20 protein-coding genes are annotated in these 24,759 nt (G+C 63.8%); 11 read left to right on the top strand and 9 right to left on the bottom strand.

All coding sequences use genetic code 11. The features are described 5' to 3' along the window. Nucleotides 1-51: 51 nt before the first annotated feature. Nucleotides 52-2,235 (bottom strand): primosomal protein N', encoded by a 2,184-nt coding sequence (locus tag NKJ40_RS08000; RefSeq protein ID WP_352465622.1) that lies wholly within the window; start codon nucleotides 2,233-2,235, stop codon nucleotides 52-54. Between the two features lie 90 nt (nucleotides 2,236-2,325). On the opposite strand from NKJ40_RS08000, the gene fsa reads away from it, so the two are divergent. Next, on the top strand, nucleotides 2,326-2,979 hold the full coding sequence (gene fsa, locus NKJ40_RS07995; protein WP_352465621.1) for a fructose-6-phosphate aldolase: 654 nt from the start codon (nucleotides 2,326-2,328) through the stop codon (nucleotides 2,977-2,979). Nucleotides 2,980-3,136: 157 nt separating this feature from the next. Here the strand turns inward: fsa and NKJ40_RS07990 are convergent, their stop codons facing one another. Both NKJ40_RS07990 and leuS read right to left on the bottom strand, forming a co-directional pair. Continuing rightward, a complete protein-coding gene (locus tag NKJ40_RS07990) occupies nucleotides 3,137-3,718 on the bottom strand; it encodes an LPS assembly lipoprotein LptE (RefSeq protein WP_352465620.1) in 582 nt (193 codons plus the stop codon). Further along, nucleotides 3,705-6,329, bottom strand: a complete 2,625-nt coding sequence (gene leuS, locus NKJ40_RS07985; RefSeq protein WP_352465619.1) for a leucine--tRNA ligase — start codon at nucleotides 6,327-6,329, stop codon at nucleotides 3,705-3,707. Before leuS ends, NKJ40_RS07990 begins: the two co-directional genes overlap by 14 nt. Before the next feature lie 146 nt (nucleotides 6,330-6,475). On the opposite strand from leuS, the gene NKJ40_RS07980 reads away from it, so the two are divergent. Together NKJ40_RS07980 and NKJ40_RS07975 are read left to right on the top strand one after the other, a co-directional pair. Further along, nucleotides 6,476-7,138 carry a YggS family pyridoxal phosphate-dependent enzyme gene (locus tag NKJ40_RS07980; RefSeq protein ID WP_352465618.1) on the top strand — a complete coding sequence of 221 codons (663 nt, stop codon included), beginning with the start codon at nucleotides 6,476-6,478 and terminating at the stop codon, nucleotides 7,136-7,138. A gap of 108 nt (nucleotides 7,139-7,246) precedes the next feature. Beyond that, nucleotides 7,247-8,296, top strand: coding sequence for an aldo/keto reductase (locus tag NKJ40_RS07975; protein WP_352465617.1), 1,050 nt, complete (start codon nucleotides 7,247-7,249; stop codon nucleotides 8,294-8,296). 58 nt (nucleotides 8,297-8,354) lie between these two features. Here NKJ40_RS07975 and NKJ40_RS07970 read toward each other — a convergent pair whose 3' ends face one another. Beyond that, entirely contained in the window at nucleotides 8,355-9,263 is a 909-nt protein-coding gene (locus tag NKJ40_RS07970; protein ID WP_352465616.1) for a LysR family transcriptional regulator, read from the bottom strand. A gap of 137 nt (nucleotides 9,264-9,400) precedes the next feature. Here NKJ40_RS07970 and NKJ40_RS07965 point away from each other — a divergent pair, with 137 nt between their 5' ends. Together NKJ40_RS07965 and NKJ40_RS07960 are read left to right on the top strand one after the other, a co-directional pair. Next, complete coding sequence (locus tag NKJ40_RS07965; protein WP_352465615.1) at nucleotides 9,401-10,582, top strand: MFS transporter; 1,182 nt, start codon at nucleotides 9,401-9,403, stop codon at nucleotides 10,580-10,582. A 56-nt stretch (nucleotides 10,583-10,638) separates the two neighbouring features. Then, nucleotides 10,639-11,673: an aldo/keto reductase gene (locus NKJ40_RS07960; protein ID WP_352465614.1), complete on the top strand. Its 1,035-nt coding sequence runs from the start codon at nucleotides 10,639-10,641 to the stop codon at nucleotides 11,671-11,673. Nucleotides 11,674-11,718: 45 nt separating this feature from the next. On the opposite strand, the gene NKJ40_RS07955 is transcribed toward NKJ40_RS07960, so the two are convergent. Further along, complete coding sequence (locus NKJ40_RS07955; RefSeq protein WP_023719720.1) at nucleotides 11,719-11,991, bottom strand: usg protein; 273 nt, start codon at nucleotides 11,989-11,991, stop codon at nucleotides 11,719-11,721. A 305-nt stretch (nucleotides 11,992-12,296) separates the two neighbouring features. Between NKJ40_RS07955 and acs the strand changes: the two genes are divergently transcribed. Next, on the top strand, nucleotides 12,297-14,252 hold the full coding sequence (acs, locus tag NKJ40_RS07950) for an acetate--CoA ligase (RefSeq protein ID WP_352465613.1): 1,956 nt from the start codon (nucleotides 12,297-12,299) through the stop codon (nucleotides 14,250-14,252). Then, a complete protein-coding gene (locus NKJ40_RS07945) occupies nucleotides 14,252-14,995 on the top strand; it encodes an MOSC domain-containing protein (protein WP_352465612.1) in 744 nt (247 codons plus the stop codon). The genes acs and NKJ40_RS07945 overlap by 1 nt, the downstream gene beginning before the upstream one ends. On the opposite strand, the gene NKJ40_RS07940 is transcribed toward NKJ40_RS07945, so the two are convergent. From NKJ40_RS07940 to NKJ40_RS07930, 3 genes are all read right to left on the bottom strand, one after another. Then, complete coding sequence (locus NKJ40_RS07940; RefSeq protein ID WP_352465611.1) at nucleotides 14,996-16,264, bottom strand: class I SAM-dependent methyltransferase; 1,269 nt, start codon at nucleotides 16,262-16,264, stop codon at nucleotides 14,996-14,998. It lies immediately after the preceding gene. Between the two features lie 387 nt (nucleotides 16,265-16,651). Further along, on the bottom strand, nucleotides 16,652-18,013 hold the full coding sequence (locus NKJ40_RS07935) for a pilus assembly protein TadG-related protein (RefSeq protein ID WP_352465610.1): 1,362 nt from the start codon (nucleotides 18,011-18,013) through the stop codon (nucleotides 16,652-16,654). 328 nt (nucleotides 18,014-18,341) lie between these two features. After that, nucleotides 18,342-19,211: a transglutaminase-like domain-containing protein gene (locus tag NKJ40_RS07930; RefSeq protein WP_352465609.1), complete on the bottom strand. Its 870-nt coding sequence runs from the start codon at nucleotides 19,209-19,211 to the stop codon at nucleotides 18,342-18,344. Nucleotides 19,212-19,389: 178 nt separating this feature from the next. Here NKJ40_RS07930 and NKJ40_RS07925 point away from each other — a divergent pair, with 178 nt between their 5' ends. After that, nucleotides 19,390-20,061, top strand: coding sequence for an HAD-IA family hydrolase (locus NKJ40_RS07925; RefSeq protein ID WP_352465608.1), 672 nt, complete (start codon nucleotides 19,390-19,392; stop codon nucleotides 20,059-20,061). An 18-nt stretch (nucleotides 20,062-20,079) separates the two neighbouring features. Here the strand turns inward: NKJ40_RS07925 and NKJ40_RS07920 are convergent, their stop codons facing one another. Beyond that, the gene (locus NKJ40_RS07920; RefSeq protein WP_352465607.1) at nucleotides 20,080-20,292 is read right to left on the bottom strand and encodes a DUF1674 domain-containing protein; all 213 of its coding nucleotides are present in this window, start codon (nucleotides 20,290-20,292) and stop codon (nucleotides 20,080-20,082) included. 118 nt (nucleotides 20,293-20,410) lie between these two features. Here NKJ40_RS07920 and htpX point away from each other — a divergent pair, with 118 nt between their 5' ends. The 3 genes from htpX (at nucleotide 20,411) to NKJ40_RS07905 (ending at nucleotide 24,701) form a co-directional block, all read left to right on the top strand. Next, nucleotides 20,411-21,427: a zinc metalloprotease HtpX gene (gene htpX, locus NKJ40_RS07915; protein WP_352465606.1), complete on the top strand. Its 1,017-nt coding sequence runs from the start codon at nucleotides 20,411-20,413 to the stop codon at nucleotides 21,425-21,427. Then, a complete protein-coding gene (locus NKJ40_RS07910; RefSeq protein WP_352465605.1) occupies nucleotides 21,418-22,806 on the top strand; it encodes an RsmB/NOP family class I SAM-dependent RNA methyltransferase in 1,389 nt (462 codons plus the stop codon). Before htpX ends, NKJ40_RS07910 begins: the two co-directional genes overlap by 10 nt. Before the next feature lie 146 nt (nucleotides 22,807-22,952). Further along, complete coding sequence (locus tag NKJ40_RS07905) at nucleotides 22,953-24,701, top strand: heparinase II/III family protein (protein ID WP_352465604.1); 1,749 nt, start codon at nucleotides 22,953-22,955, stop codon at nucleotides 24,699-24,701. Nucleotides 24,702-24,759: the final 58 nt, after the last annotated feature.

The raw sequence follows: 24,759 nt of genomic DNA, 5'->3' as shown, positions 1-24,759 counted from the left end.
TGCTGGGGAACAGCCTGTCCGTTTGACTGCTCGGAAGCGTAATTCGATACCTCACAAAAAGCTCTGCGGGTCGATGTCGACCTGGACTCGCACCGAGCCCCTTATCTTCGGTCCTTCGGCCAGCATGGTGCGAATGAACCCTTGCATGTCGGCGCGCCGTTCGCCCTGGATCAGCAGGCGAAAGCGATGGCGGCCGCCGATCAATGACAGCGGCGCCTCGGCCGGGCCGAGCACGAACAGGTCGATGGCTTGCGGCGCGGCGCGACGCAGGCCACGGGCGTGCCCTTCGGCTTCGGCCCGTGTCGCCGCGCTGACGATGACGCCGGCGAGCCTGCCAAAGGGCGGCAGCCCCGCCCGCTCACGCTCGGCGATCTCGCGCTCGTAGAAGGCCTCGGCATCGCCGGAGACGATCGCCCGCATCACCGGATGGTCCGGCTGGAAGGTCTGCAGCAGGCCGAGGCTTTTCTTGCCGGTGCGGCCGGCGCGGCCGGTCACCTGGCTGAGCAGTTGGAACGTGCGCTCGGCGGCGCGCGGATCGCCATTGGCAAGGCCGAGATCGGCATCGACCACACCGACCAGCGTCATGTTGGGAAAATTATGCCCCTTGGCGACGAGTTGCGTGCCGATGACAATGTCGGCCTCGCCGTTGGCGATGGCTTCGAGCTCGAGCCGCAGCCGCCGCACGCCACCCATCAGGTCGGACGACAGTACGATGGTGCGGGCATCGGGGAAATGCGCGACGACCTCCTCGGCGATGCGCTCGACGCCCGGCCCGCAGGCGACCAGATGGTCGAGCGTGCCGCATTCGGGGCAGGCCTCTGGCCGGCGTTCATTGTGCCCGCAATGGTGGCAGACGAGCTGGCCGCGAAAGCGGTGCTCGACCAGCCAGGCCGAGCAGACCCGACAGCCGAAGCGGTGGCCGCAGACCCGGCAGAGCGTCAGCGGCGCATAGCCGCGCCTGTTGAGGAACAGCAGCGACTGTTCCTTTCTTTCCAGCGTCTGCCGCATATGGCCGAGCAGCACCGGCGACAGGAAGCCGCCGCGTGCCGGCGGCGCGCGCCGCATGTCGACCGTCTTGAGATCGGGAAGTGCCGCCTCGGCAAAGCGCGCCGAAAGCACCGCCCTGCTGTAGCGGCCCTGGCTAGCATTGACCCGGCTTTCGACTGACGGTGTGGCCGAAGCGAGCACGACCGGAAAACCGCCGATATGGCCGCGCACCACGGCCATGTCGCGGGCGTTGTAAAAGACGCGATCCTCCTGCTTGTAGGCGGGATCGTGCTCTTCGTCGACGATGATCAGTCCAAGTTCCCTGAACGGCAGAAACAGCGCCGAACGAGCGCCGGCGACGACCCGCACGCCGCCTTCCGTTACTTGCCGCCAAACCTTTTCGCGCATCCTTGGCGGCAGGTCCGAGTGCCACTCCGCCGGCTTGGCGCCGAACCGCTCCTGGAAACGTTCGAGGAAGGCGTGGGTCAGCGCAATTTCCGGCAGCAGGATCAACACCTGCGTGCCACGGTCGAGCGCGGCCGCGACCGCCTCGAAATAGACCTCCGTCTTGCCGGATCCGGTTACACCATCGAGCAGGGTGACGCCGAATGTACCGGTCGCGACATTGGCGCGCAGCGTCTCGGCGGCATCGCTCTGGTCGGGCATCAGTGCCGGCACGGCGTAGCCGGGATCGGGTGCTGCGACCACCGGCCGCGGCGGGATCATCACCGTCTCGAATACGCCCTGCGCCCTCAGCCCGTCCACCACCGTCGACGACACGCCTGCCGCATGCGCCAGGCCCGACCGCGTCCAGGCAAGTCCGCCTTCAGTTGTCTCCAGCACGCGCGTCCTCGCCTCCGTCATCCGGTCGGGCTTGGCGAAGGTGCGCTGCAGCCCTTCGATCCACGGTTCCGGGTCGAACGCCTCCGGTGCCCTGAGCAGCATGCGCGCCACCATGCCGGGCGGCGACAGCGTGTATTGCGCCACCCAATCGACAAAACGCCGCATCGCGCGGTCGATCGGCGGGCAGTCGAAAACCTGCTCGATCGGTCGCAATTTCTTCGCGTCGACCTTTTCGACGGCGCCGTCCCAGACGATGCCGGCGACCTGGCGGGGCCCAAGCGGAACGCGCACGATCGAGCCCGGCACCACGCGCATGCCAGCCGGCACGGCATAGGTGTAGGGGCGCTCGGCGGGCATCGGCACCAGCACCGGTGCGGCCGCGACAAAGGGCGAATCTTCGATCATGAGGCGTGACCTTGCCCCGACTTTGGTCTAGATCAAAGTCCGACCCCAAATGTGCATGACATGCGCATGAAAAATCTTCAGGAGACAGCCATGAAATTTTTTGTCGACACCGCCGATGTCAAGGAAATCCGCGAGCTGAACGATTTGGGGCTGCTCGACGGCGTAACCACCAATCCGTCGCTGATCCTGAAATCCGGCGGCAAGATCGCCGACGTCACAAGAGAGATCTGCGAGATCGTCAAGGGCCCAGTCTCGGCCGAAGTCGTCGCCACCGAATACAAGGACATGATGGCGGAGGCCAAGATCCTGGCCAGAATCGCCGACAATGTCTGCATCAAGGTGCCGCTGACGCTCGACGGCCTGAGAGCCTGCAAGGACATCCGGTCGGACGGCCGCATGGTCAACGTCACGCTGTGCTTCTCGGCCACGCAGGCGCTGCTCGCCGCCAAGGCCGGCGCCTCGTTCATCTCGCCCTTCGTCGGCCGCATCGACGACAGCGGCTGGGACGGCATGGAGCTGATTGCCGATATCCGCACCATCTACGACAATTATGACTTCCAGACCGAAATCCTGACCGCTTCGGTGCGCACCGTGAACCATGTCAAGCAGGCGGCGCTGATCGGTGCCGATGTCATCACCGCCCCGCCGGCGACGCTCAAGGCACTGGTCAAGCACCCGCTGACCGACAAGGGCCTGGAGCTGTTCCTCGCCGACTGGGCAAAGACTGGCCAGACGATCGGCTGAAGCGAAGGTCGGCGGCGGCCATCACACCTTCGTCATTCCCGGGGCGAAGCGAACGCGAAGCGGAGCGCAGGCCCTGGGATGACGAAGCGAAAGATGTTTCGGCCAATGTCGAAGGCTTGCCGCTGAAAGATTTATCGACGACCGCCGTGCCGAGGTTCTAACCCGCCACTGTTTTGCCGTGCTTGATCAGATCCTGGGCGATCGACAGCCGCAGCACATCTGCCAGTTCGCGCGCCGCACGGTTCTCGGCGTCGATCTGTGCCCGGTATGACGCGAATTCCTGGCGCGGCCTGTCGTATGAGGCCGGAATCGAGCGCTTGCCCCTCGCTATGACCGTGCCGGTCTTGGCATCGCTGAGCACATAGTTCGCGGTCAGCGTCACCGTGCCGGCGGTCGGCTCGTCCTCGTCGGTCGTGACCTGCTCGATTGCCGCCGATTCGACGAGTTCGGAGACGCCGAGATCAAGCGAATAGACCGGCGAAGCCGGCTCGCCGGCGCCCTGGCCGAGCGCGAAGATCAAATTGTTGCGGACCTGCTGGGCGTAGCGGGTCTTGACCGGCTTGACCGAGATCGATGCCAGTTCGGCAGCAGCGCCGAACTGCGAGCCGGCGACCAGCGGCGCGCTTGAATAGAGCGGCCGCACCGTGCAGGCGGAAACCAGCGCCACCGAGGCGAGCAGCCCGCAAAGCACGAAACGGCGCAGCGTCAGCTCCGCTTTTTTCGGATCAGGCAACAACATTGACGATCCTCTGCGGCACGATGATCACCTTGCGCGGCGCCTTACCTTCGAGCGCTTTCTGCACGAAGTCGAGGGCCAGAACCGCTTTTTCGACCGCACCTTGGTCCGCGTCGCGGGCAATTGTCAAATCGCCGCGCTTCTTGCCGTTGACCTGGACCGGCAGCACGATCTCGGCGTCGACGACAAGCGACGGATCGTAGTCCGGCCAGGGCCGTTCGGCGACAAGATCGGTGCCGCCGAGCATCTGCCAGCACTCTTCGGCAAGATGCGGCATGACCGGCGCGATCAGGTGCACTAGGATCTCGACGGCCTCACGGCAGGCCGCTTGCAGCGCCGGACCGGCCTTGCCCTCAGCCGCCTCGTTGAGCGGTACTGTCAAGGCATTGGCGAGCTCATAGATGCGCGCGATGGCGCGGTTGAAGGCGAGCTTTTCGATATCCTCGCCGACCGACTTCAGGATCTTGTGCGCTGCCTTGGACACTGCCCCGGCCTCGCCGTCCTTCGCTTTTTCTGGCCGAACTCCGGCGAGCGATTCGGCAGCCGTCGACACCAGCCGCCAGATGCGCTGGATGAAGCGATGCGCGCCGGCCGCACCCTCGTCGGTCCATTCGACATCGCGTTCGGGCGGCGAGTCCGACAGCATGAACCAGCGCGCCGTATCGGCGCCGTAGCCGTCGGTGATCTCTTCCGGGCTCACCGTATTCTTCTTCGACTTCGACATTTTTTCGAGCGGACCGATCACCGCCTCTTCGCCAGTGGCGATTTCGAAGGCGCGGCGCTTGCCGTCGGCGTCCTCCAGCCTGACCTCGCTTGGCGCGAGCCAGCGGCCGTTCGAGGCGCCGCCAACCCGATAGGTCTCGTGAACCACCATGCCTTGCGTGAACAGGCCCCTGAACGGCTCGGCGAGATCGACATGGCCGGTCTCGCGCATGGCGCGGGTGAAAAAGCGCGAATAGAGCAAATGCAGGATCGCGTGCTCGATGCCGCCAATATACTGGTCGACCGGCAGCCATTCAGTCGCGGCCTTGGGATCGGTCGGATCGTTGGCCCAGGGCGCGGTGAAGCGCGCGAAATACCACGAAGAATCGACGAACGTGTCCATCGTGTCGGTTTCGCGCCGCGCATCCTTGCCGCAACGCGGGCATTTGACGTGCCGCCATGTCGGATGGCGATCGAGCGGATTGCCAGGCCGGTCGAACTCGATGTCATCCGGCAGCTTGACCGGCAGGTCGGCTTTCGGCACCGGCACCACGCCGCAATCTTCGCAATGGATCATCGGGATCGGGCAGCCCCAATAGCGCTGGCGCGAAATGCCCCAGTCGCGCAGGCGGAAATTCACCTTGCGCTCGGCCATCGGCCGGTTGCCGATGGTCTTCTGTTCGAGCAGCTTCGCCACCTCGTCGAATGCCTGATCCGGCTTCATGCCGTCGAGGAAGCGCGAATTGATCATCACGCCGTCGCCGACATAGGCCTCGTCGATGATCTGGAAGCTTCCTTGATTCTCGCCTTCCGGCATCACCACCGGAATGACCGGAAGGCCGTATTTGTTGGCGAAGTCGAGGTCGCGCTGGTCACCGGACGGGCAGCCGAAAATGGCACCGGTGCCGTAGTCCATCAGCACGAAATTGGCGACGTAGACGGGCAGCGTCCACTTCTCGTCGAACGGATGGACGACGCGGATGCCGGTATCGAAACCCTTCTTCTCGGCCGTCTCCAAGGCCGCCACCGAAGTGCCCATGTGGCGGACTTCGTCGATGAACTTTGCCAGCGCCGGATTGTCTTTGGCGGCCTTTTTGGCCAGCGGATGGTCGGCCGCAATCGCCATGAAGGAGGCGCCGAAGATGGTGTCGGGCCTGGTCGTATAGACTTCGAGCTCATGCTCGCCGGCGACCGGCTTGGCCAGCGGCCAGCGGATCAGCAGGCCTTCCGAACGGCCGATCCAGTTCGCCTGCATCAGCTTCACTTTTTCCGGCCAGTCGTCGAGTTGATCGAGCGAATCCAGCAGATCCTGCGCGTAGTCGGAGATCTTGAAAAACCACTGCGTCAGCTCGCGCTGTTCCACCAGCGCGCCCGAGCGCCAGCCGCGCCCGTCGATGACCTGCTCGTTGGCAAGCACCGTCATGTCCTCCGGATCCCAGTTGACCTTGGAGGATTTGCGCGTCACCAGACCCTTCTCGACGAAATCGAGGAACAGCATCTGCTGGCGGTGATAGTAGTCGACATCGCAGGTGGCGAACTCGCGCGCCCAATCGAGCGACAGGCCCATGACCTTGAGCTGCTCGCGCATGGCGGCAATGTTCTGATAGGTCCAGTCCTTGGGATGGACCTTGTTCTGCATCGCTGCGTTTTCGGCTGGCATGCCAAAGGCGTCCCAGCCCATCGGGTGCAGCACGTTGAAACCCTTGGCCCGCTTGTAGCGCGCCACCACGTCGCCCATCGTATAGTTGCGGGTATGGCCGATATGGATGCGGCCCGAAGGATAGGGGAACATCTCCAGCACGTAGTATTTCGGGCGCGGGTCGTCATTGTCGGCTTCGAACAGCTTCTTGGCGTCCCAGGCCTTCTGCCATTTGGGCTCTGACGCGCGCGGATTGTATCGTTCGGTTGCCATCGGGTGTTTTTCACTTAAAAGCATGCGCGAGCCGCCGGACAATGCCCAGGCGGCTCAGGAAATGTCGTCGCGGTGTTCACCATGGATTACCGGACCCGTCAACTGCGGCGATCCGGCGAAAAGCCAAACACAGGCAGGATATAGGCATGGCGAGCGCCGTCGAACAGCTTTTCACCGTCAAAGCAAGGATCGCTACCGCCGAGCGCGAGGCAGGACACGAGGCCGGAGCGGTGACGGTGGTCGCGGTCTCGAAAACCTTCGACGCCGCCGATATCCGTCCGGTCATCGAAGCCGGCCAGCGCGTCTTCGGCGAAAACCGCGTCCAGGAAGCACAAGCCAAATGGCCGGCCCTGCGGGCGGTGTTTCCCGACATCGAGCTACATCTGATCGGTCCGCTGCAATCGAACAAGGCAAAGGAAGCGGTCGCGCTGTTCGACGTCATCGAGACCGTCGATCGCGAAAAGATTGCCGCGGAACTGGCCAAGGAGATCGCCAGGCAGCGCCGGTCACCAAGGCTCTATGTCCAGGTCAACACGGGCTCCGAGCCGCAAAAGGCCGGCATCGAGCCGCGCGAGGCCGTCGCCTTCGTCGCCCGCTGCCGCTCGGTTCACGCCCTCGCCATCGAAGGGCTGATGTGCATCCCGCCGGCCGACGAGAACCCCGGTCCGCATTTCGCGCTGCTGGAAAAGCTTGGGCTTGAGGCCGGCGTCGACAAGCTCTCCATGGGCATGTCCGCCGACTACGAAACCGCGATCGCCTTCGGCGCGACCAGTGTCAGGGTTGGATCGGCGATTTTCGGCGCCAGATGAGGCGCAGCCGGCCTTAGGCCACAGGCTGACATTGACTAAGCCAGCGTATAGAAACGGAACGTTTCGTTCCTATATGGTCGAGTTATTCTCAACCCGTCTGGAGCCACCATGCGTTACAATCAACTTGGAAATACGGGGATGTTCGTCTCCGAACTTTGCCTCGGCACGATGACGTTCGGCGCGGCCGGCGAGAATGCCCAATGGGGTCTGATCGCCAGCCTCGACCAGAGGGGCGTCGACGAGATCGTCGCCCGCTCGCTCGCCGCCGGCGTCAATTTCTTCGACACGGCGGATGTCTATTCCTTCGGCGCCTCGGAACGGCTTCTCGGCCAGTCGCTCAGGAACCTTGGCGTCAACCGACAGGACGTGATCATCGCCACCAAGGTTCATGGCGCCATGGGCGGCGGCCCGAACCAGCGCGGTTCCTCGCGCGGCCACATCATGGATTCGGTCGAGAGCAGCCTCGAGCGGCTACAGCTCGATCACATAGATCTCTACCAACTGCACGGCACCGACACAGTGACGCCGATCGACGAGACACTGCGGGCGCTCGACGACCTGGTTGCCGCCGGCAAGGTCCGCTATGTCGGCGCCTCGAACTGGCAGGCCTGGCGCATCGCCAAGGCGCTGGGTATTGCCGAGCGCAAGGGCTTTGCCCGCTTCGAGACCGTGCAATCGTATTATTCGATCGCCGGCCGCGATCTCGAGCGCGAGATCGTGCCGCTGCTCAACGAAGAGAAGCTCGGGCTGATGGTCTGGTCGCCGATGGCGGGCGGCCTGCTCTCCGGCAAATACGGACCGGGCGCCCCCGGCAATGGCGAGGGCCGCCGCGCCAGCTTCAATTTCCCGCCGGTCAATGAGGACCGTGCCTGGGCAGCGGTCGCCGTCATGCGCGAGATCGCGGCCAAGCACGGTGTCAGCGTCGCCACGGTGGCGCTCGGCTATGTCCTGGCCAAACCGTTCGTGATGAGCGTCATCATCGGCGCCAGCCGCATGGAGCAGCTGGAACAGAACCTTGCGGCCACCGAGTTGCAGCTCGATGCCGATGACCTTGTTCGGCTCGACGAAGTCAGTGCCCTGCCCGCCGAATACCCTGGCTGGATGCTGGAGCGTCAGGCGGCCGGTCGGCGTCCGGCGCCCTTTGTGCCGAAAAAGTAGTTAATCTTACCTTCGATTTGATGCTTCGGGAGCCGGCCGGCTCCCGATCGTTTTGGGCTCAGGTCAGCCGGACAGTCTCGACCAAAAAGTCCAAAAAGGCCCGCACCCGCGCCGGCAGATGCTTGCCTTGGCCGACATAGACGGCGTGGGTGAGTTCCTCGTCGCCGGGGTTGAACTCTTCCAGCAGCGGCAGGAGCCGGCCGGCGGCAATGTCGGCCTCCACGTGCCAACGTGCTAACCGGGCAATGCCCGCCCCAGAGAGCGCCATCAGCCGCATCGCCTCGCCGTCGCTGACCAGCGTATTTCCGATGATCGACAGGGTGGTCGGCTTGCCGGCCGCGTCGATAAAAGGCCAGCCCTCGAGGTGACGTACGAAACGGAAGCCCATCCGGTTGTGACGATCGAGATCGGCGGGCGTCTTGGGCGTGCCACGCGCTTCGAGATACGACGGCGCCGCAACGACGACCACCCGGCTCTGCCCGAGCTTGCGCGCCACCAACCGCGATTCGCCGAGCGGTCCGGCGCGGATGGCGACGTCAGCGCGCTCCTCCATCAGGTCGATGACATCGTCGGTCAACACCAGATCGACCGAGATTTCGGGGTAGCGTTCTAGGAAACGCGGCAAAAGCGGGATCAGCCGATGCTGCCCGAAAGGCACGTAGCTGTTGATCCGCAGCCGGCCACGCGGCGCGGCACCCGCCGCTGCCTCGCGCTCGGCCGCTGCCATGTCGGCCAGGATGCGCACGCCGCTGTCGAAGAACGCCGCCCCCTCCGGCGTCAGTTGCAGCTTGCGCGTCGAACGGCTGACCAGCCGCGCGCCAAGCCGCGCCTCCAGCCGCGCGATCAGCTTGCTCACCGCCGACGGCGTCATCCGCAACGCGCGGGCAGCGGCCGAAAAGCTGCCCACCTCGACGACGCGGACGAACACTTCGATCTCGCCGGAGCGATTGATGTCGGGCCTAGCCATTGGTGAATCTATTTCACAGACGATGTGCCCGATGCAAGGCTGGTTCACAGCACATCGCGGCACGATCTTCCGGATTGGGGCGTGGGAGGACACGGCGCCCGTCGTCAAAACCGGTCGTCATCGAAGTGGGAACCGCCATGCCCCTTGCTCTTTACGCTCTAGCCGCCGGCGCCTTTGGCATCGGCGTCACCGAATTCGTCATCATGGGCCTGCTGCTCGACGTCAGCACCGATCTCGGCGTCTCGATCTCAGCTGCCGGCCAGCTGATTTCCGGCTATGCGCTCGGCGTTGTCATCGGCGCGCCGCTGCTGACGATCGCAACCGGCCGCTGGCCGCGCAAAACCGTGCTTCTGGCGCTGATGGCAATTTTCACGCTGGGCAACCTCGCTTGTGCGCTTGCCCCAGACTACTGGACGCTGATGGGTGCGCGCGTGCTGACCGCCTTCGCCCACGGCACCTTCTTCGGCGTCGGCTCGGTCGTGGCGACCGGACTGGTGGCGCCCAACAAGAAAGCCTCGGCGCTCGCCCTGATGTTCACCGGCCTGACCATCGCCAACATCCTCGGCGTGCCCTTCGGCACATGGCTCGGCCAGGCCTTCGGCTGGCGCGCGACCTTCTGGGCGGTGACGCTGGTCGGCATCGCCGCCTTCGCCATCATTCTCCTGCTGGTGCCGCGCAGCCGAACAGAACCTGAGGAGAGCAATTTGCGCGCCGATCTCGCCGTGCTCGGCCGCACGCCTGTCCTGCTTGGCTTTGCCACCACCGTGCTTGGCTATGCCGGCGTCTTCGCCGTTTTCACCTACATCGCCCCGTTGCTGACCGAGATCACCGGTTTTGAGGAAGCAGCGGTGTCGCCTATCCTGCTGGTCTTCGGCGGCGGCCTCATCGCCGGCAACCTCGCCGGCGGCAAGTTCGCCGACCGCTGGCTGGTACCTTCCGTTCTCGGAAGTCTCGTCGTCCTGGCGCTGGTGCTCGGCACCATGACCTTCGCCCTGCACAGCCAGGTCATGGCCGTTATCTATGTCGGCCTGCTCGGCGCCGCCGCCTTCGCCACTGTGGCGCCGCTGCAGATGTGGGTACTGGAAAAGGCACAAGGCGCCGGCCAGAGCCTCGCCTCATCCTTCAACATCGCCGCCTTCAACCTCGGCAATGCGGCCGGCGCCTGGCTCGGCGGCGTGGTCATCGCCCATGGTCCCGGCCTCGACGCCGTCACCTGGGTCGCGGCCCTGTTGCCGCTTTCAGCGCTTGCCGTGGCGGCGTTTGCGCTGCGCCTCGACCGAGATCCTGTCCTCGCCACACCGGAAATCGCGCGGTCATAGAACAGCAAACCTCAACCAATCTTTGAAACAGCCATCCTTCCACAAGGAGCAAACCCATGGATTATCGAAATCTTGGCGCATCAGGCCTGAAGGTCCCGGCGCTCTCGTTCGGCGCTGGAACCTTCGGCGGTTCAGGCCCGCTGTTCGGCGCCTGGGGCAACAGCGATGCGACGGAAGCACGGCGGCTGGTCGATATCTGCCTTGAGGCCGGCGTCAACCTGTTCGACACCGCCGATGTCTATTCGAATGGCGCTTCCGAACAAGTGCTCGGCGCTGCCATCAAGGGCCGCCGCGACGCCGTGCTGATCTCGACCAAGACCTCGCTGCCGATGGGCGACGGTCCCAACGATGCCGGCTCGTCACGTTCACGCCTGATCAAGGTCGTCGAAGACGCGCTGAAGCGTCTTGGCACCGATTACATCGACCTGCTGCAACTGCACGCCTTCGACGCCGCAACACCGATCGAGGAGGTGCTGTCGACACTGGACAGTCTCGTGCGCGCCGGCAAGCTGCGTTATGTCGGCGTCTCCAATTTTTCCGGCTGGCAAGCGATGAAATCGCTCGGCCTGGCGGACAGATACGGCTATCCCCGATACGTCGCCCATCAGGTCTATTATTCGCTGATCGGGCGCGACTATGAATGGGAGTTGATGCCGCTCGGCCTCGACCAGGGCGTCGGTGCGCTGGTGTGGAGCCCGCTCGGCTGGGGCCGCCTGACCGGCAAGATTCGCCGCGGCGAAAAGTTGCCGGAGAAAAGCCGACTGCACGATACCGCAAGCTTCGGACCGCCCGTCGAGGACGAGCATCTCTATCGGGTGGTCGACGCGCTTGATGTTATCGCCGAGGAAACCGGCAAGACCGTACCGCAGATCGCCATCAACTGGCTGCTGCAGCGGCCGACCGTCGCCTCCGTCATCATCGGCGCGCGCAACGAGGAGCAGTTGCGCCAGAATCTCGGCGCCGTCGGATGGTCATTGACAGCCGAGCAGATGGAGAAGCTCGACACGGCAAGTGAGGTCACCGCACCCTACCCGTATTTTCCCTATCGCCGGCAGGAGGGGTTTGCCCGGCTGAACCCGCCCGCAGTCTGACGCTCCAAAAGCTGGGCGGCGGCTCCCAGGCTGCCGCCCGCCCGGCTAATGTAGCACGAACTCGCCGTCGACCTTGCGCCATTCGTTCGGCGCGATCAGCTTCTGATGCGTGTAGCTGACCGAATGCAGCGGGCCTTCGAGCTTGGCCTGCCAGAACTCGATGAAGCGGATCAGCACCGGAAATTTCGGGGCGATGTCGTAATCCTGCCAGATGAAGCTCTGCAGCAGATGCGGATGATCGGGAAAGTGATAAAGAATCTTGGCCGTGGTCAAGCCATAGCCCTTGAGCATCAGGTCCATTTCGGAATGGTCGCGCATTGCGGTCCCCTGGTTGATTCTCCTTCCTCCCGGCCTGAAATTGTGCACCCCATTTGCTTAATCGTCTATTGATATTTCTATGATCGAACCAGATTCCTCCCGCAAAAACATGTGCTTAGCAGCCACCTCACGAGAGTGCTGACACCGCCTGGTAAAGGCGCCTGCGGCATCCCGCCGCGCGAATCCAACGTCTAATGTTGCCGTCGCGGCCGAACTGTTAATAATGCGCGCGAATTCGCAGCCGCATCGCTGCGATCCTGCCGGCAGTCAAGCCGGCGGTTTGGTTTTGGGGAGGAAGGTGAAGAATGTCCGATGTTCATGTCCATCGCGTCCAGCCGGCGTGGAAGAAGTACGCGCTGATTGACAATGACACCTACCTGAAATGGTACGCCGACAGCGTCAAGAGCCCGGACAAGTTTTGGGGCAAGCACGGCAAGCGCATCGACTGGTTCAAGCCGTACAGCAAGGTCAAGAACACGTCCTTCGACGGCAAGGTCTCGATCAAATGGTTCGAGGATGGCCAGACCAACGTTTCCTGGAACTGCATCGACCGGCATCTGAAGAAGCGCGGCGAACAGACCGCCATCATCTGGGAAGGCGACAATCCCTACGACGACAGGAAGATCACCTATAACGAGCTTTACGCGCATGTCTGCCGCCTCGCCAATGTGATGAAGAAGCACGGCGTCAAGAAGGGCGACCGCGTCACTATCTACATGCCGATGATCCCGGAGGCCGCTTATGCGATGCTCGCCTGCACGCGCATCGGCGCCATTCATTCGGTCGTCTTCGGCGGCTTTTCGCCGGATGCGCTGGCCGGACGCATCGACGACTGCAAGTCGACCTTCGTCATCACCGCCGACGAAGGCCTACGCGGCGGCAAGTCTATCCCGTTGAAGGACAACACCGACAAGGCGATCGAGATCGCCGCCAAGGCTGGAACGAAAGTCGAAAAGGTCTTGGTAGTACGCCGCACCGGCGGCAAGACCGGCTGGGCTGCCGGGCGCGACGTCTGGTACCATGACGAGGTCGCCACGGTTAAGGCCGAATGCAAGCCCGAGAAGATGAACGCCGAGGACCCGCTGTTCATCCTCTACACATCCGGCTCGACCGGCAAGCCGAAGGGCGTGCTGCACACCACCGCCGGCTATCTCGTCTATGTCTCGATGACCCACCAATATGTCTTCGACTATCACGACGGTGATATCTACTGGTGCACCGCCGATGTCGGCTGGGTCACCGGCCACAGCTATATCGTCTACGGGCCGCTCGCCAACGGCGCCACCACGCTGATGTTCGAAGGCGTGCCGAACTACCCGTCGCAGTCGCGTTTCTGGGACGTGATCGACAAGCACAAGGTCAACATCTTCTACACTGCGCCGACGGCGCTGCGCGCGCTGATGGGTGCTGGCGATGCCCATGTCACCAAAACGTCGCGCAAGTCGCTGCGCGTGCTCGGCACCGTCGGCGAGCCGATCAATCCGGAAGCCTGGGAGTGGTATTTCAACGTCGTCGGCAACGGCAAGGTGCCGATCGTCGACACCTGGTGGCAGACCGAGACCGGCGGCATCATGATCACGCCGGTTCCGGGCGCCACCCACCTCAAGGCGGGTTCGGCGACGCGGCCCTTCTTTGGCGTCAACCCGCAGCTGGTCGATGCCGACGGCAAGGTACTGGAAGGCGAAGCCAGCGGCAATCTTTGTATTGCCGACTCATGGCCGGGCCAGATGCGCACCGTCTATGGCGATCACGACCGCTTCGTGCAGACCTATTTCTCGACCTACAAGGGCAGGTACTTCACCGGCGACGGCTGCCGCCGCGATGCTGACGGCTACTACTGGATCACCGGCCGCGTCGACGACGTCATCAACGTCTCAGGCCACCGCATGGGCACCGCCGAGGTCGAATCGGCGCTGGTTTCGCATGAGAAGGTCTCAGAGGCGGCCGTCGTCGGCTACCCGCACGATATCAAGGGCCAGGGCATCTACTGCTATGTCACGCTGATGGCCGGCGAGACGCCAAGCGAGGAATTGCGCCAGGAGCTCGTCGCCCATGTCCGCAAGGAGATCGGCGCCATCGCTTCGCCCGACAAGATCCAGTTCGCGCCCGGCCTGCCGAAGACGCGTTCCGGCAAGATCATGAGGCGCATTCTGCGCAAGATCGCCGAGGACGATTTTGCCACGCTCGGCGACACCTCGACGCTCGCCGATCCGGCGGTCGTCGACGACCTGATCGCCAACCGGCAAAACAAGAAGGGCTGATGCAACCCGCATTGGGCGCCGTCACCGAGCTTTGGCGCTATCCCGCGAGCTCGCTCGCCGGCGAGTTCCAGGAGGCGATCTCCGTCGACTGGTATACCGTCGAAGGCGACCGCCTGTTTGGTCTTGTCGATACCTCAACCGATGAAATCGCACGGCCCGACCGCGAAGCGAAATGGCACAAGGTGCCCCGCATCCGCACCCGGCTGTCGCAGGCCGGCGAATTGCAAGTCGCGGTCCCGGACGGCGACTGGCTGGCCGCACCTGGCGCCGATAGCGACCGCGCCATTTCCGCCTATCTCGGCTTTGCGGCTTCCATCCGGCCGTTCCGCCGGGAAAATGCGGCTCCGGATTACGCCGGCCCTCTGCTGACGGAACGCTACGTCAAAGCCCCTATTCATCTGCTGACCACCGCCTCACTGGCGCGTTTGAAAGTGCTGCATCCAGAGGGCACCGCCAACCCGCGCCGCTTCCGCCCCAACATCGTCGTCGATATGCCGGAGGTCGAGGGGTCGTTCCCCGAAACGGAATGGATCGGGCGCAAGCTGGCAATCAGCGACCTGCTCCTGACCATCTCCGAGCCGTGCCGCCGCTGCGGCTTCACCATCATTGGCCAGGACGGGTTCGACCACGACCCGGCAATCCTGCGCAGCCTGGTCCGCCACAACGCCCATAACCTCGGCGTCTACTGTACCGTCGATCGACCGGCCTGCGTCGAGATCGGCGCCCCGATGCGCCTCCTGTAGCTATCGGTACAAATCCGCCCGCGTCGGCGGCAGGCCGCTCGGCCCACGCGCGCGCCTGGTGGCGACGGTCTGGAAAATCTGCGCCGAGGCGCGTTCGAAGGTAATCGAGCAGCCGGTGAGATAAAGCAGCCAGAGCCGCGCCTTGGCTTCGCCGACCTCGGCGATGGCTTCGTCGAAGCGTGCGTGGAGGCGCTCGGCCCACAGCCTGCAGGTGCGCGCATAGTGCTCGCGCAAATTTTCGACGTCGTAGACGAGGAAGCCGTGCGCCTCGAGATTGCCGAGCGTCATGCCGATCGTATCGAGTTCGCCGCCCGGAAAAATGTATTTGATCAGCGCCTTGAATTCCGGCCCCTTGCGCAGCGTCTTCTTCATGTTGCCCTTGTCGCGCCGAGTGATGGCGTGGTGCAGATAGATGCCGCCGGGCTTGAGCAGGCGATGGATCCTCGAGAAATAGGCCGCATGGTTGGCAAGCCCCAGATGCTCGAACATGCCGATCGACGAGATCTTGTCGAAGGAGCCGGACAGCTCGGCATAGGACTTGATCTCGATGGTGATGCGGTCCTCCAGCCCCTCGGCGCGGATGCGTTCGCGGGCGAGCTCGGTCTGTGCCTCCGACAGCGAGACGCCGTGGCCGACGACGCCATAATTCTTCACCGCATGGATGAGCATTGCTCCCCAGCCGCAGCCTATGTCGAGCAGTTTTTCGCCGGGCTTCAGCCGAAGCTTGCGGCAGATATGGTCGAGCTTGTCTCTCTGGGCCTGATCGATATCGTTGGCGAAATCCTTGAAGTAGCCGCAGCTGTAGACCATGCGCTCGTCGAGGAAGAGCCGGTAGAATGCGTTGGAAATGTCGTAGTGATGCTGGATCGCCTCCTGGCTCGAACCGCTGACGTAAGGATTGCGGCCGGAAAGATCGGTTCGCGTCGTCATCTGTTTTCGCGAAAACAGCACCGCCGGCAGGTCGCGCAGGATCGCCAGCTTCGGCAGTGTCTTGAGCTTGGTCCTGAGCTTGCCATGCGTCGGCAAGGCGTAGAAATCGAACAGTGATCCGTCTTCGACGTCGACCGCCTTGGCAATCCACATCTCGATCAGCGTCGATAAAGAGGGCCGACGTACGATCTGCCAGACGATGTCCTGATCGTTGATGGTGAGCACCGGGCCGGTAGCCGGGCCGATCCGCTCGCCTGTCCACAGCCTCACCGCGAAACCCGGCTTCAGCGTTTCGATGACCGTCCGAACAATCCGGGCCGCTCTCTCGGCTGCTTCCATCCCCGTCCTCCCTTACCCGGCAAAATAGTGGCCCGGAACAATAGCGGCTCGATCTTGCCTGCCCGATCGGCGGGCCGCAAGCCGCTTGGGCGCGCAAGCACGCTTGTTCAGGATTTTCGGGCGCCGCGCCTTGCCATTTGCCGGATGACACCCCATCATGAGGAAGTGTTCAACAAATCGAAAGGAGGTGATCCGATGTCGAGTGATTTCGTTTTCCAGAACGTGGCCTCAGCGGATTGCACTTTCGGGAAGCAGTCTTCCCGTTAAGGCGCGAAATGCGCGGCTGGCGACCAGTGTCGCCGCCAGGAGCCGCGCCATGGACGGAAACACGGAAGGCCGCCGGCTTCGCGAGAAGCGGCGGCCTTTTCCTTTTTGGGCTGTTGTCCCCTACTTGGTTACGGTCAACATCTCGACGTTGCGCGCTATATCCTGGAAAGCCTGGTTGAGTTCCGTTCCATTGGCCGCCTGATAGAAGTGCTTGATCTTGGCGGTGTCCGGGCTCGCACAATCCTGGAGCGTCACCTTGGCATTCGTTTCGTTTAGGTCAAACCCAATGGTGAATATCTCGATGCCCTTGTTGCGCATCGCAGCGCAGAGTGTCTTGGCCGCCGTGCGGGGCGGCTCCTTGCCCGCGCTATTGTAGACGTCACCGACGGTGCTGGCGTCGAAATAGGACAGGTTGAATTCGCCATCGGTCATCAGGATCGCGATCTTGGCAACCTTCTTTGGATCCATCTTGGCCGGCCGTTCCGAGGCTTTCATCACACTGCCCCAGTTTTCCGAAAGCATGTACCAGCTCCACTGCACGCCGACATGGCCGGCGGTGCCACCCGACGCGACAAAGGTCTTGATGACGTTCTTGAGCGCCGTGGCGTCCGCCGTCAGCGGTTTCAACGCGGCGGCAGGGCAGGCAGCCGTGCCGGTCTGCCAGGCGAAGGATGACAGCAGGTAGTCGCGATTGACCATGCTGACGTCGGGGCCTGCATCCGAATACTGATAGGTCCCTTTGCGCTCGGTGGCACAATTGTCCGGACGCACAAAGCCGGAGACATACTGTACGGCGCCATTGCCGGGCGCCTGCTTGCGCTGGCTGGTGGAGGTTTCGACATAGACGCTGCTGGCGGCAAGCGCGCCGGCATTCACCGAATTCGCGTAGGGCACGATGGAGACGCGCACTCGCGGGTTGGCAGGGTCCTGGCCGCCCAGAAAGCTGTCGACAGCATTCGCCGCAGCCGCCCGCAGATCGATGATTTTCTGGCCGGCCATCGACCCGGTCACGTCCAGCATCATCGCGACTTCGATCTGCTTGTCCGAGTAGAGCGCCGTCGTCGATGCTGGAACGCGCTGCATGCCACCCGTGCTGAAAAGCGGGAAATAGTAGTTGACGTTGACATGGGCGTCCGCCTCGACAGTCTTGGCTGTCCTGTCGACAACCAGATTGTCGAGAACGATCTGGTTGTCCTGGAGGATACCCGCCGTGCTGTTGGCATCGAGAAAGGCCTGCACCGATTTGCTGGCGTCGGCCTCGCTGATAACGCCGGTTGTCAGGTCGCGGGCCGTCGAGGTGACCGCTGCATCGACGACGCCTTGCAGGCTCGATTTTACATTGTAGAGTTGGGATACGTTGACGGCAAAGCCGACACTCAGTGCCAGCACTGAGCCGATTATCCCAAACAGGACCGCGAAATTTCCGCTGCGATCCCCGGCAAAGCCGCCGATCGTCTGAACAAGACCCCCGAAACGCCGCATTCCTTCCGCCTCCATTCGCTACAGCCTGCAGCTGTCCGAACGTGCATTGCAGGAATCCGGCCGGATCGCGCCGCCGGGCGCGGGAAAGCGAGCGGCTCCCGCCCAGGCATTGTTTCCAAACGGTTTCGAGCGGCGGCAAGGTAAACAGCGGGTAAACGAAAGCCGCGTCGGCGCGGCTTTGTTGACAAAGCGCTTACCAAGATCAGGCGCGCAATTCAGGACGACTGGACTGCGTCCCAATCCGGTACAGACGAGATGTATCGAACCGGTTCAGCACGACCGCGGTGGCGGGAAATGGAAACACGGACTGTGAATGTGTCCCGAAAGACTAGGCCAGCATCCGTGCGCTGACGGTCTTGTCGACGCCACGATAAGGCGGCTTGAACAGATTGCCTTCCTGCTCGTGCGTCCAGACCTTGAACAGGCTGAGCCGATGCGGGCCGAAACTGTGCAGCAGCGGCACGTCGGTGGCGTCGCGGCCGCGGGCGATGACGACGCGGCCGATCCTCGGCACATTGTGGCGAGGATCGAAAGTGTACCATCTGCCGTCGAGGAACACTTCCACCCACGCCGAGAAATCCATTGGCGCCGGATCGGCGGGCACGCCGATATCGCCGAGGTAGCCGTTCACGTAACGGGCCGGGATGTTCATGCAGCGGCAGAGCGTGATCGCCAGATGGGCAAAATCGCGGCAGACGCCGACGCGTTCCTCATGCGCCTGCGCCGCCGTGCGGGTCGAGCGCGCATAGCCGTAGCCGAACGACAGCCGGTTGTGGACATAGTCGACGATCGCCTGCACCCGCGCCCAGCCCGGCGGGAGCTGGCCGAACAGTTGCCATGCCAAGTCGCCGAGATGGTCGGTCTCGCAGTAACGGCTGCCGAGCAGATAGCCGAGCACCTCGTCCGGCAATTCGGCGACCGGGACTTCCCTGGCCAGCGTGTTGACTTCGTCCCGCCCGCCGCTGTCCTCGACCACCGCGTCATAGAGGATGCGGAAGCTTCCGGCTGGCGCCGTGAAGCGGCGGCAGCTATTGCCGAAAAGATCGTGGTAGGCCCTGGTCGGGACCGACGGTGACGTCAGCACGCGCGTCTGCCGCTTGATGTCGGCCTGGCGATCCCTGTGGATATCGAGCAGCGAAACGACCGGCGTGGCTGCAGGGCATTCGATGGCAATTTCATAGCCGAGCCTGATCAGCATCGCCGTCCCCCTACGATCGTCATGGAAGATAGTGCTGGTCAACGCAGGAGAGTGCGCGGCGGTTCCTTGCGAACGTCGAAAACGACGCCTCGCGGCTTCCCATACGGACGCGGCAACGTTACGGTCGATCGACATGCTTCCTTCGAAATAATCCCTCCAAGATGACCCGGGAAAACCGATGTTTGCAGGCAGAAAATTCGCGGCCTTCCTGTTCGATATGGACGGCACGATTCTCAATTCGATTGCCGCGGCGGAAAGGGTCTGGGCAGCTTGGGCGCATCGGCAAGGTCTTGACGTCACCGCATTCCTGCCGACCATCCACGGCGTGCGGGCGATCGAGACCATCGGCCGGCTGGCGCTCCCAGGCGTCGATCCTGCCCGCGAAGCCGATTCGCTTCTGCAGGCCGAGGCGGCCGATGTCGAGGGCATTCGCCCGATTGCGGGCGCCGCGGCGTTCCTGGCGTCGCTTCCGCCCGGAAGCTGGGCGATCGCGACCTCGGCGCCGCGCGAGCTTGCCCTGCTGCGCCTGCAGGCCGCGGGTATTCCGGCTCCCGCCGTGATCGTTGCCGCGGAGGACGTCTCCCGCGGCAAACCGGCACCCGACTGCTTCCGGCTGGCGGCCGAACGGCTCGGCGTCGATGTGGGCAACTGCCTCGTCTTCGAGGACGCGCCGGCCGGCATTGCGGCGGCCGAAGCCGCGGGCGCCGCAATCGTGGTGATCAGCGCCACGCACCGGCATCCGTTGGAGACGCCGCATGCCACCATCGCCGGCTATCAAGCGATCGGCATCGCCGTCGATGCCAGCGGCTGGATTGCCATCGAAGCGGAGCGGACCGCGCAGCCTGCGTAGTTTGGCACCCTGCTTGGGCTAAAAGTCGCTGGTCAGACCCTTGACCTCCCAGTCACCATAGCGGCCGGGCTCCTTGCCGCCGCGGCCGCCGATCTCTCTCGGTTGTGCGGCTTCCTTCTCGCGATATTTCTCCCGCCGGGCCTCGGCCTCGGCCAAGGCACGCCGTGCTGCTGGCGTCACCGGCTGTTGCGGCTCGCCGTTAGCATTCGTTGTGCTGGTTTCGTCGATCATGCGATCTTCCGCTAGATTGAAACAGGCCCCCGATTGAAACGGGAACCGCTGTTTCCCATCATATAGCGATGGGCCCACAAGGATCGACCCCCTTTGTTGGGCCAGAACGGAGCAGACGATGAACACCCTTCGCACCGCCATGCTTTTGGCCGCAATGACGGCCCTGTTCATGGGCGTCGGCTATCTGGTCGGCGGATCCGGCGGCATGATGATTGCCTTGCTGATCGCCGCCGGCACCAATTTGTTCAGCTATTGGAACGCCGACAAGATGGTGCTGTCGATGCACCGTGCGATCGAGGTCGACGAACGCAACGCGCCTGAATATTACGCCATCGTGAAGGGTCTCGCGCAACGTGCCGGCCTGCCGATGCCGAGAACCTATCTCATCGACAATCCGCAGCCCAATGCCTTCGCCACCGGCCGAAATCCGCAAAATGCCGCTGTCGCCGCCAGCACCGGCCTGCTCGAGCAGCTCTCGCATGAAGAAGTCGCGGCGGTGATGGCGCATGAGCTCGCCCATGTGCAGCACCGCGATACGCTGACCATGACGATCGTCGCCACCTTTGCCGGCGCAATTTCGATGCTCGGCAATTTCGCCTTCTTTTTCGGCGGCAACCGCGACAACAACAATTCCTTTGGCATCGTCGGCGTGCTGGTGGCGATGATCGTCGCGCCCCTGGCCGCCATGATCGTGCAGATGGCGGTGAGCCGCACTCGCGAATACGAGGCCGACCGGCGCGGTGCCGAAATCTGTGGACACCCGCTGTGGCTCGCCTCGGCACTTGACAAGATCGCGCGGGGCGCCGAACGCATCCGCAACCCGGATGCCGAGCGCAATCCGGCAACCGCCCATCTCTTCATCATCAATCCTCTTTCCGGCGAGCGTATGGACAGTTTGTTTTCCACTCACCCGAGCACAGAAAACCGCATCGCCGCGTTGCAGAGGATGTCGAGCGAAATGGCCGGCGCACCCGAAGCGGCCGCGACGCCAAGGCCGGCGCCGGAAGGGACCGGGCAGCAGCCGTCTGGTCCGTGGGACAGGGCCGCCCGGCCCGAGAGGCCGGCTGAGCCGGCTAAGCCGAGACCCAATCCCTGGGGACGCAATCCGACCGGACCCAAAGGCCCGTGGTCGTGAGTTCAGCGAAGCGCCGGCACGGAATTTCAGGCGATCGTGAACACAATTCGGGCGGCGAGGCCGTAGCCGGTCTCGCCGCGCGCAAGGCGGCCGCGCGCCTGCTTGCCGCCGTCATTGACGCGAAAACGCCACTCGACGGGCTGACCGACCATGAGAACGGCCATCCGCAATACAAGGCGCTCGACCTGCGCGACCGCGCCCTGGTGCGTGCGATTCTGGTCACCGCCCTGCGCTACCGCATGACCATATCAGGCCTTTTGGCCCGCCGCCTGGAAAAGCCGCTGCCGCCCAACGCCACGGCGCTTTCGCACATCTTGCATGTGGCGGCAGCGCAGATCCTGTTCCTCGATGTTCCCGACAGCGCCGCCGTCGACCTCGCCGTGACGCACGCCAAGTCCGATCCGCGCACGGCACGCTTTTCCGGCCTCGTCAACGGCGTGCTGCGCACGCTGGCGCGGGCCAAGCAGGAAGAGCTCGCGGCCGCACTTGCCGCCACCGACGAGGCGCCAAAATGGTTTTCCGACCGTTTGAAAACGGTCTACGGCCTCGACAAGGCCAGGCAGATACTGCTCGCCCATCGCCATGAGGCGCCGGTCGATTTTTCGGTCAAGTCGGACCCGGCGCTGTGGGCCGAACGGCTCGGTGGCTTCGTCTTGCCGACCGGCACGGTGCGGGTGGAAAAGCTCAGCGCTTCCGTGACCGAACTGCCCGGTTTCGCGGAAGGCGCCTGGTGGGTTCAGGACGCGGCGGCCAGCCTGCCGGCCCGGCTGTTCGGCGACGTCAATGGTTTGCGAATCGCCGACCTCTGTGCCGCCCCCGGCGGCAAGACCGCCCAGTTGATCCTCGCCGGCGCCCACGTCACCGCGCTCGACATGTCCAAAACGCGGCTGGCACGGCTGACGCAGAACCTCGAACGGCTCGGTCTGGCCGCCGAGATCGTCCAGGCCGATCTGCTCAAATACGAGCCGAAGGACCTCTTCGACGCCGTCCTCCTCGACGCACCTTGCTCTTCGACCGGCACGGTGCGGCGGCATCCCGACGTCCCCTGGACGAAGACGGCGGCCGACGTCGAAAAACTGGCCGACCTGCAACGCCGGCTGCTTGCCCGCGCCGTCACCTTGGTCAAGCATGGTGGACGCATCGTCTTTTCCAACTGCTCGCTCGATCCGCTGGAAGGCGAAGAGCTCTATCGCGACTTTCTCGCCGGCAATGCGGAGATTGTCGACGACCCGCTTCGGCCGGGTGAGATCGCCGGCATCGACCCGTTCCTGACGCCGCAAGGCACGTTGCGCACCACGCCTGCCGATCTGGAGCTAGGCTCGCCGGGCCGCTCCGGGCTGGACGGCTTCTTCGCCGCCCGCATGCGCAGAGCCGGCTAAGGGCCGATCTTGAAGCGCCATCCGACTTCTTGGGGCGAGGAGGCATGGAAAACAGGCTGAACGGCCACGCTGCCGCGGAATTCGCCTTCGCACAAGTTCTTGAATCATATAAACTTGTGCTTGGGTGAGGACGATCAGGAGGGGTTTTGGCAATCGCTGCCGGTAACACGACGCGTCTGTGGACGCTTGTCGCGAGGGAGTTCTGGCGCAAGACGCGCCGGCGCTTGCGCGCCGGGCCACTCTATCGCTGGCGCTACTCCGGCCGCACGCCGGAGCGCGTCCTGATTGCCCCGCCGGACCTGCGCCTCGCCGATCCTCAGATCGCGCTCGAGATCTATTACGGCCGCTATCCGCTTTCGGGGCATCTGGTCGAGACCGGTGGCAAATCGCCCTTCCAGATCGACGTGCCCAACCCCGGCTGGCAAAAAACGCTGCATGGCTTTCGCTGGCTGCGCCATATGCGTGCCGCGGGTACCGAGCTCGCCGCCGCCAACGCGCGGGCGTTGGTTTCCGATTGGATTGCAATCCATGGCAGCTATATTTCCGGCGTCGCCTGGGAGCCCGGCACGACGGCCAAGCGTGTCATTGCCTGGCTGCAGCATTCCTCGATCGTGTTGCAGGGCGCCGAATTTCCGTTCTACCGCGCGTTTCTGAAATCGCTCGCCGTCCAGATCCGCTATCTGCGCGCCATGGCGCGCGAGATGCCGGACGGCAAGGACAGGCTGCGCGCGCGCATTGCGCTGGCCTTTGCCGCTTTGTCGCTGCCGGCGCCAGCCTCGGCGCTGCGCGGTGCCACCCGCAATCTCGCCGACGAGCTCGACCGGCAGATACTGCCTGACGGCGGCCATATCTCGCGCAATCCGATGGCGGTGCTTGAAATACTCGCCGACCTTCTGCCGTTGCGCCAGACATACGCCAATCAGGCCGAGACGCCGCCGGTCGCCCTGATCGGCGCCATCGACCGGATGCTGCCGGCACTGCGCTTCTTTCGCCATCAGGATGGTAGCCTTGCCCGCTTCAACGGCATGGGCGCCACCATTCACGACCGTATCGCCAGCATCCTGCATCACGACGACACCGCCGGCGCACCATTGCTGCACGCGCCGCATTCGGGTTATGAGCGCCTGTCGATGGGTGGTGCCACTGTGATCGCCGATACCGGCTCACCGCCGCCCGTCGACGTATCCAATGCCGCTCACGCCGGATGCCTCGCCTTCGAATTGTCGTCGGGCCGCCAGCACTATATCGTCAACGCCGGAATAGACACTTATGGCGCCGCCGAATTCCGGCCGCTTGCGCGCGCCACCGCCGCCCACTCGACCGCCACCATCAACGACACGTCGTCGGCGCGCTTCAACCACTCCCTACGCGTCAACGACCTGCTCGGCACGCCCTTGATCGGCGGGCCGCAGCATGTGCCTTGCAAGCGTACCGACCAGAAGGGCAGCCAAGGCTTCATCGCCCGCCATGACGGCTATGTGGCGCGCTTCGGCTTCCTGCATGAGCGCGAGCTGAAATTATCGACCGAAGGCAATGTGCTTGCCGGCAGGGACCGCTTCCTGCGGCCGGGCGGCGCCTCTATCCGCAACAATGGCCGTGATTTCGTTACGGTGCGTTTCCATGTCCATCCCGACATAAACCTGCTCCAGGATGAGCATGACCGTCTGGTGCTGGCCGCCGACCACGCCGACACCTGGGTGTTTACCTCTACCGAAGTGGCACCCGAGGTCGAGGAATCGATCTATTTCGCCGGGCTCGGCGGCCCGCGCCGCAGCCGCCAGATCGTGCTTGCGTTCAAGGCCTCGGAAATTTCCGAGGTCCACTGGCAATTGACGCGCACCATCATCGCCGGCCGTCCGGAAAAAGCTGAAGCGGGTGGCAACGGCAGACACTGATCAAGCCTTGCGGCTTGATTTCCGGGCCTCATATGCTACGGCCCGCGGACGCTCTCCA

It is taken from the genome of Mesorhizobium sp. M0119 (genome assembly GCF_040322615.1).
Taxonomy (GTDB): Bacteria; Pseudomonadota; Alphaproteobacteria; order Rhizobiales; family Rhizobiaceae; genus Mesorhizobium.
The sequence above is the reverse complement of the archived record's forward strand: the minus strand, read 5'-3'. Positions and strand labels throughout refer to the sequence as shown.

What these genes read in the sequence shown, in the direction of transcription:
- NKJ40_RS08000 (WP_352465622.1), bottom strand. Translation starts at nt 2,235, where the DNA reads ATGATCGAAGATTCGCCCTTTGTCGCGGCCGCACCGGTGCTGGTGCCG.
- fsa (WP_352465621.1), top strand. Translation starts at nt 2,326, where the DNA reads ATGAAATTTTTTGTCGACACCGCCGATGTCAAGGAAATCCGCGAGCTG.
- NKJ40_RS07990 (WP_352465620.1), bottom strand. Translation starts at nt 3,718, where the DNA reads ATGTTGTTGCCTGATCCGAAAAAAGCGGAGCTGACGCTGCGCCGTTTC.
- leuS (WP_352465619.1), bottom strand. Translation starts at nt 6,329, where the DNA reads ATGGCAACCGAACGATACAATCCGCGCGCGTCAGAGCCCAAATGGCAG.
- NKJ40_RS07980 (WP_352465618.1), top strand. Translation starts at nt 6,476, where the DNA reads ATGGCGAGCGCCGTCGAACAGCTTTTCACCGTCAAAGCAAGGATCGCT.
- NKJ40_RS07975 (WP_352465617.1), top strand. Translation starts at nt 7,247, where the DNA reads ATGCGTTACAATCAACTTGGAAATACGGGGATGTTCGTCTCCGAACTT.
- NKJ40_RS07970 (WP_352465616.1), bottom strand. Translation starts at nt 9,263, where the DNA reads ATGGCTAGGCCCGACATCAATCGCTCCGGCGAGATCGAAGTGTTCGTC.
- NKJ40_RS07965 (WP_352465615.1), top strand. Translation starts at nt 9,401, where the DNA reads ATGCCCCTTGCTCTTTACGCTCTAGCCGCCGGCGCCTTTGGCATCGGC.
- NKJ40_RS07960 (WP_352465614.1), top strand. Translation starts at nt 10,639, where the DNA reads ATGGATTATCGAAATCTTGGCGCATCAGGCCTGAAGGTCCCGGCGCTC.
- NKJ40_RS07955 (WP_023719720.1), bottom strand. Translation starts at nt 11,991, where the DNA reads ATGCGCGACCATTCCGAAATGGACCTGATGCTCAAGGGCTATGGCTTG.
- acs (WP_352465613.1), top strand. Translation starts at nt 12,297, where the DNA reads ATGTCCGATGTTCATGTCCATCGCGTCCAGCCGGCGTGGAAGAAGTAC.
- NKJ40_RS07945 (WP_352465612.1), top strand. Translation starts at nt 14,252, where the DNA reads ATGCAACCCGCATTGGGCGCCGTCACCGAGCTTTGGCGCTATCCCGCG.
- NKJ40_RS07940 (WP_352465611.1), bottom strand. Translation starts at nt 16,264, where the DNA reads ATGGAAGCAGCCGAGAGAGCGGCCCGGATTGTTCGGACGGTCATCGAA.
- NKJ40_RS07935 (WP_352465610.1), bottom strand. Translation starts at nt 18,013, where the DNA reads ATGCGGCGTTTCGGGGGTCTTGTTCAGACGATCGGCGGCTTTGCCGGG.
- NKJ40_RS07930 (WP_352465609.1), bottom strand. Translation starts at nt 19,211, where the DNA reads ATGCTGATCAGGCTCGGCTATGAAATTGCCATCGAATGCCCTGCAGCC.
- NKJ40_RS07925 (WP_352465608.1), top strand. Translation starts at nt 19,390, where the DNA reads ATGTTTGCAGGCAGAAAATTCGCGGCCTTCCTGTTCGATATGGACGGC.
- NKJ40_RS07920 (WP_352465607.1), bottom strand. Translation starts at nt 20,292, where the DNA reads ATGATCGACGAAACCAGCACAACGAATGCTAACGGCGAGCCGCAACAG.
- htpX (WP_352465606.1), top strand. Translation starts at nt 20,411, where the DNA reads ATGAACACCCTTCGCACCGCCATGCTTTTGGCCGCAATGACGGCCCTG.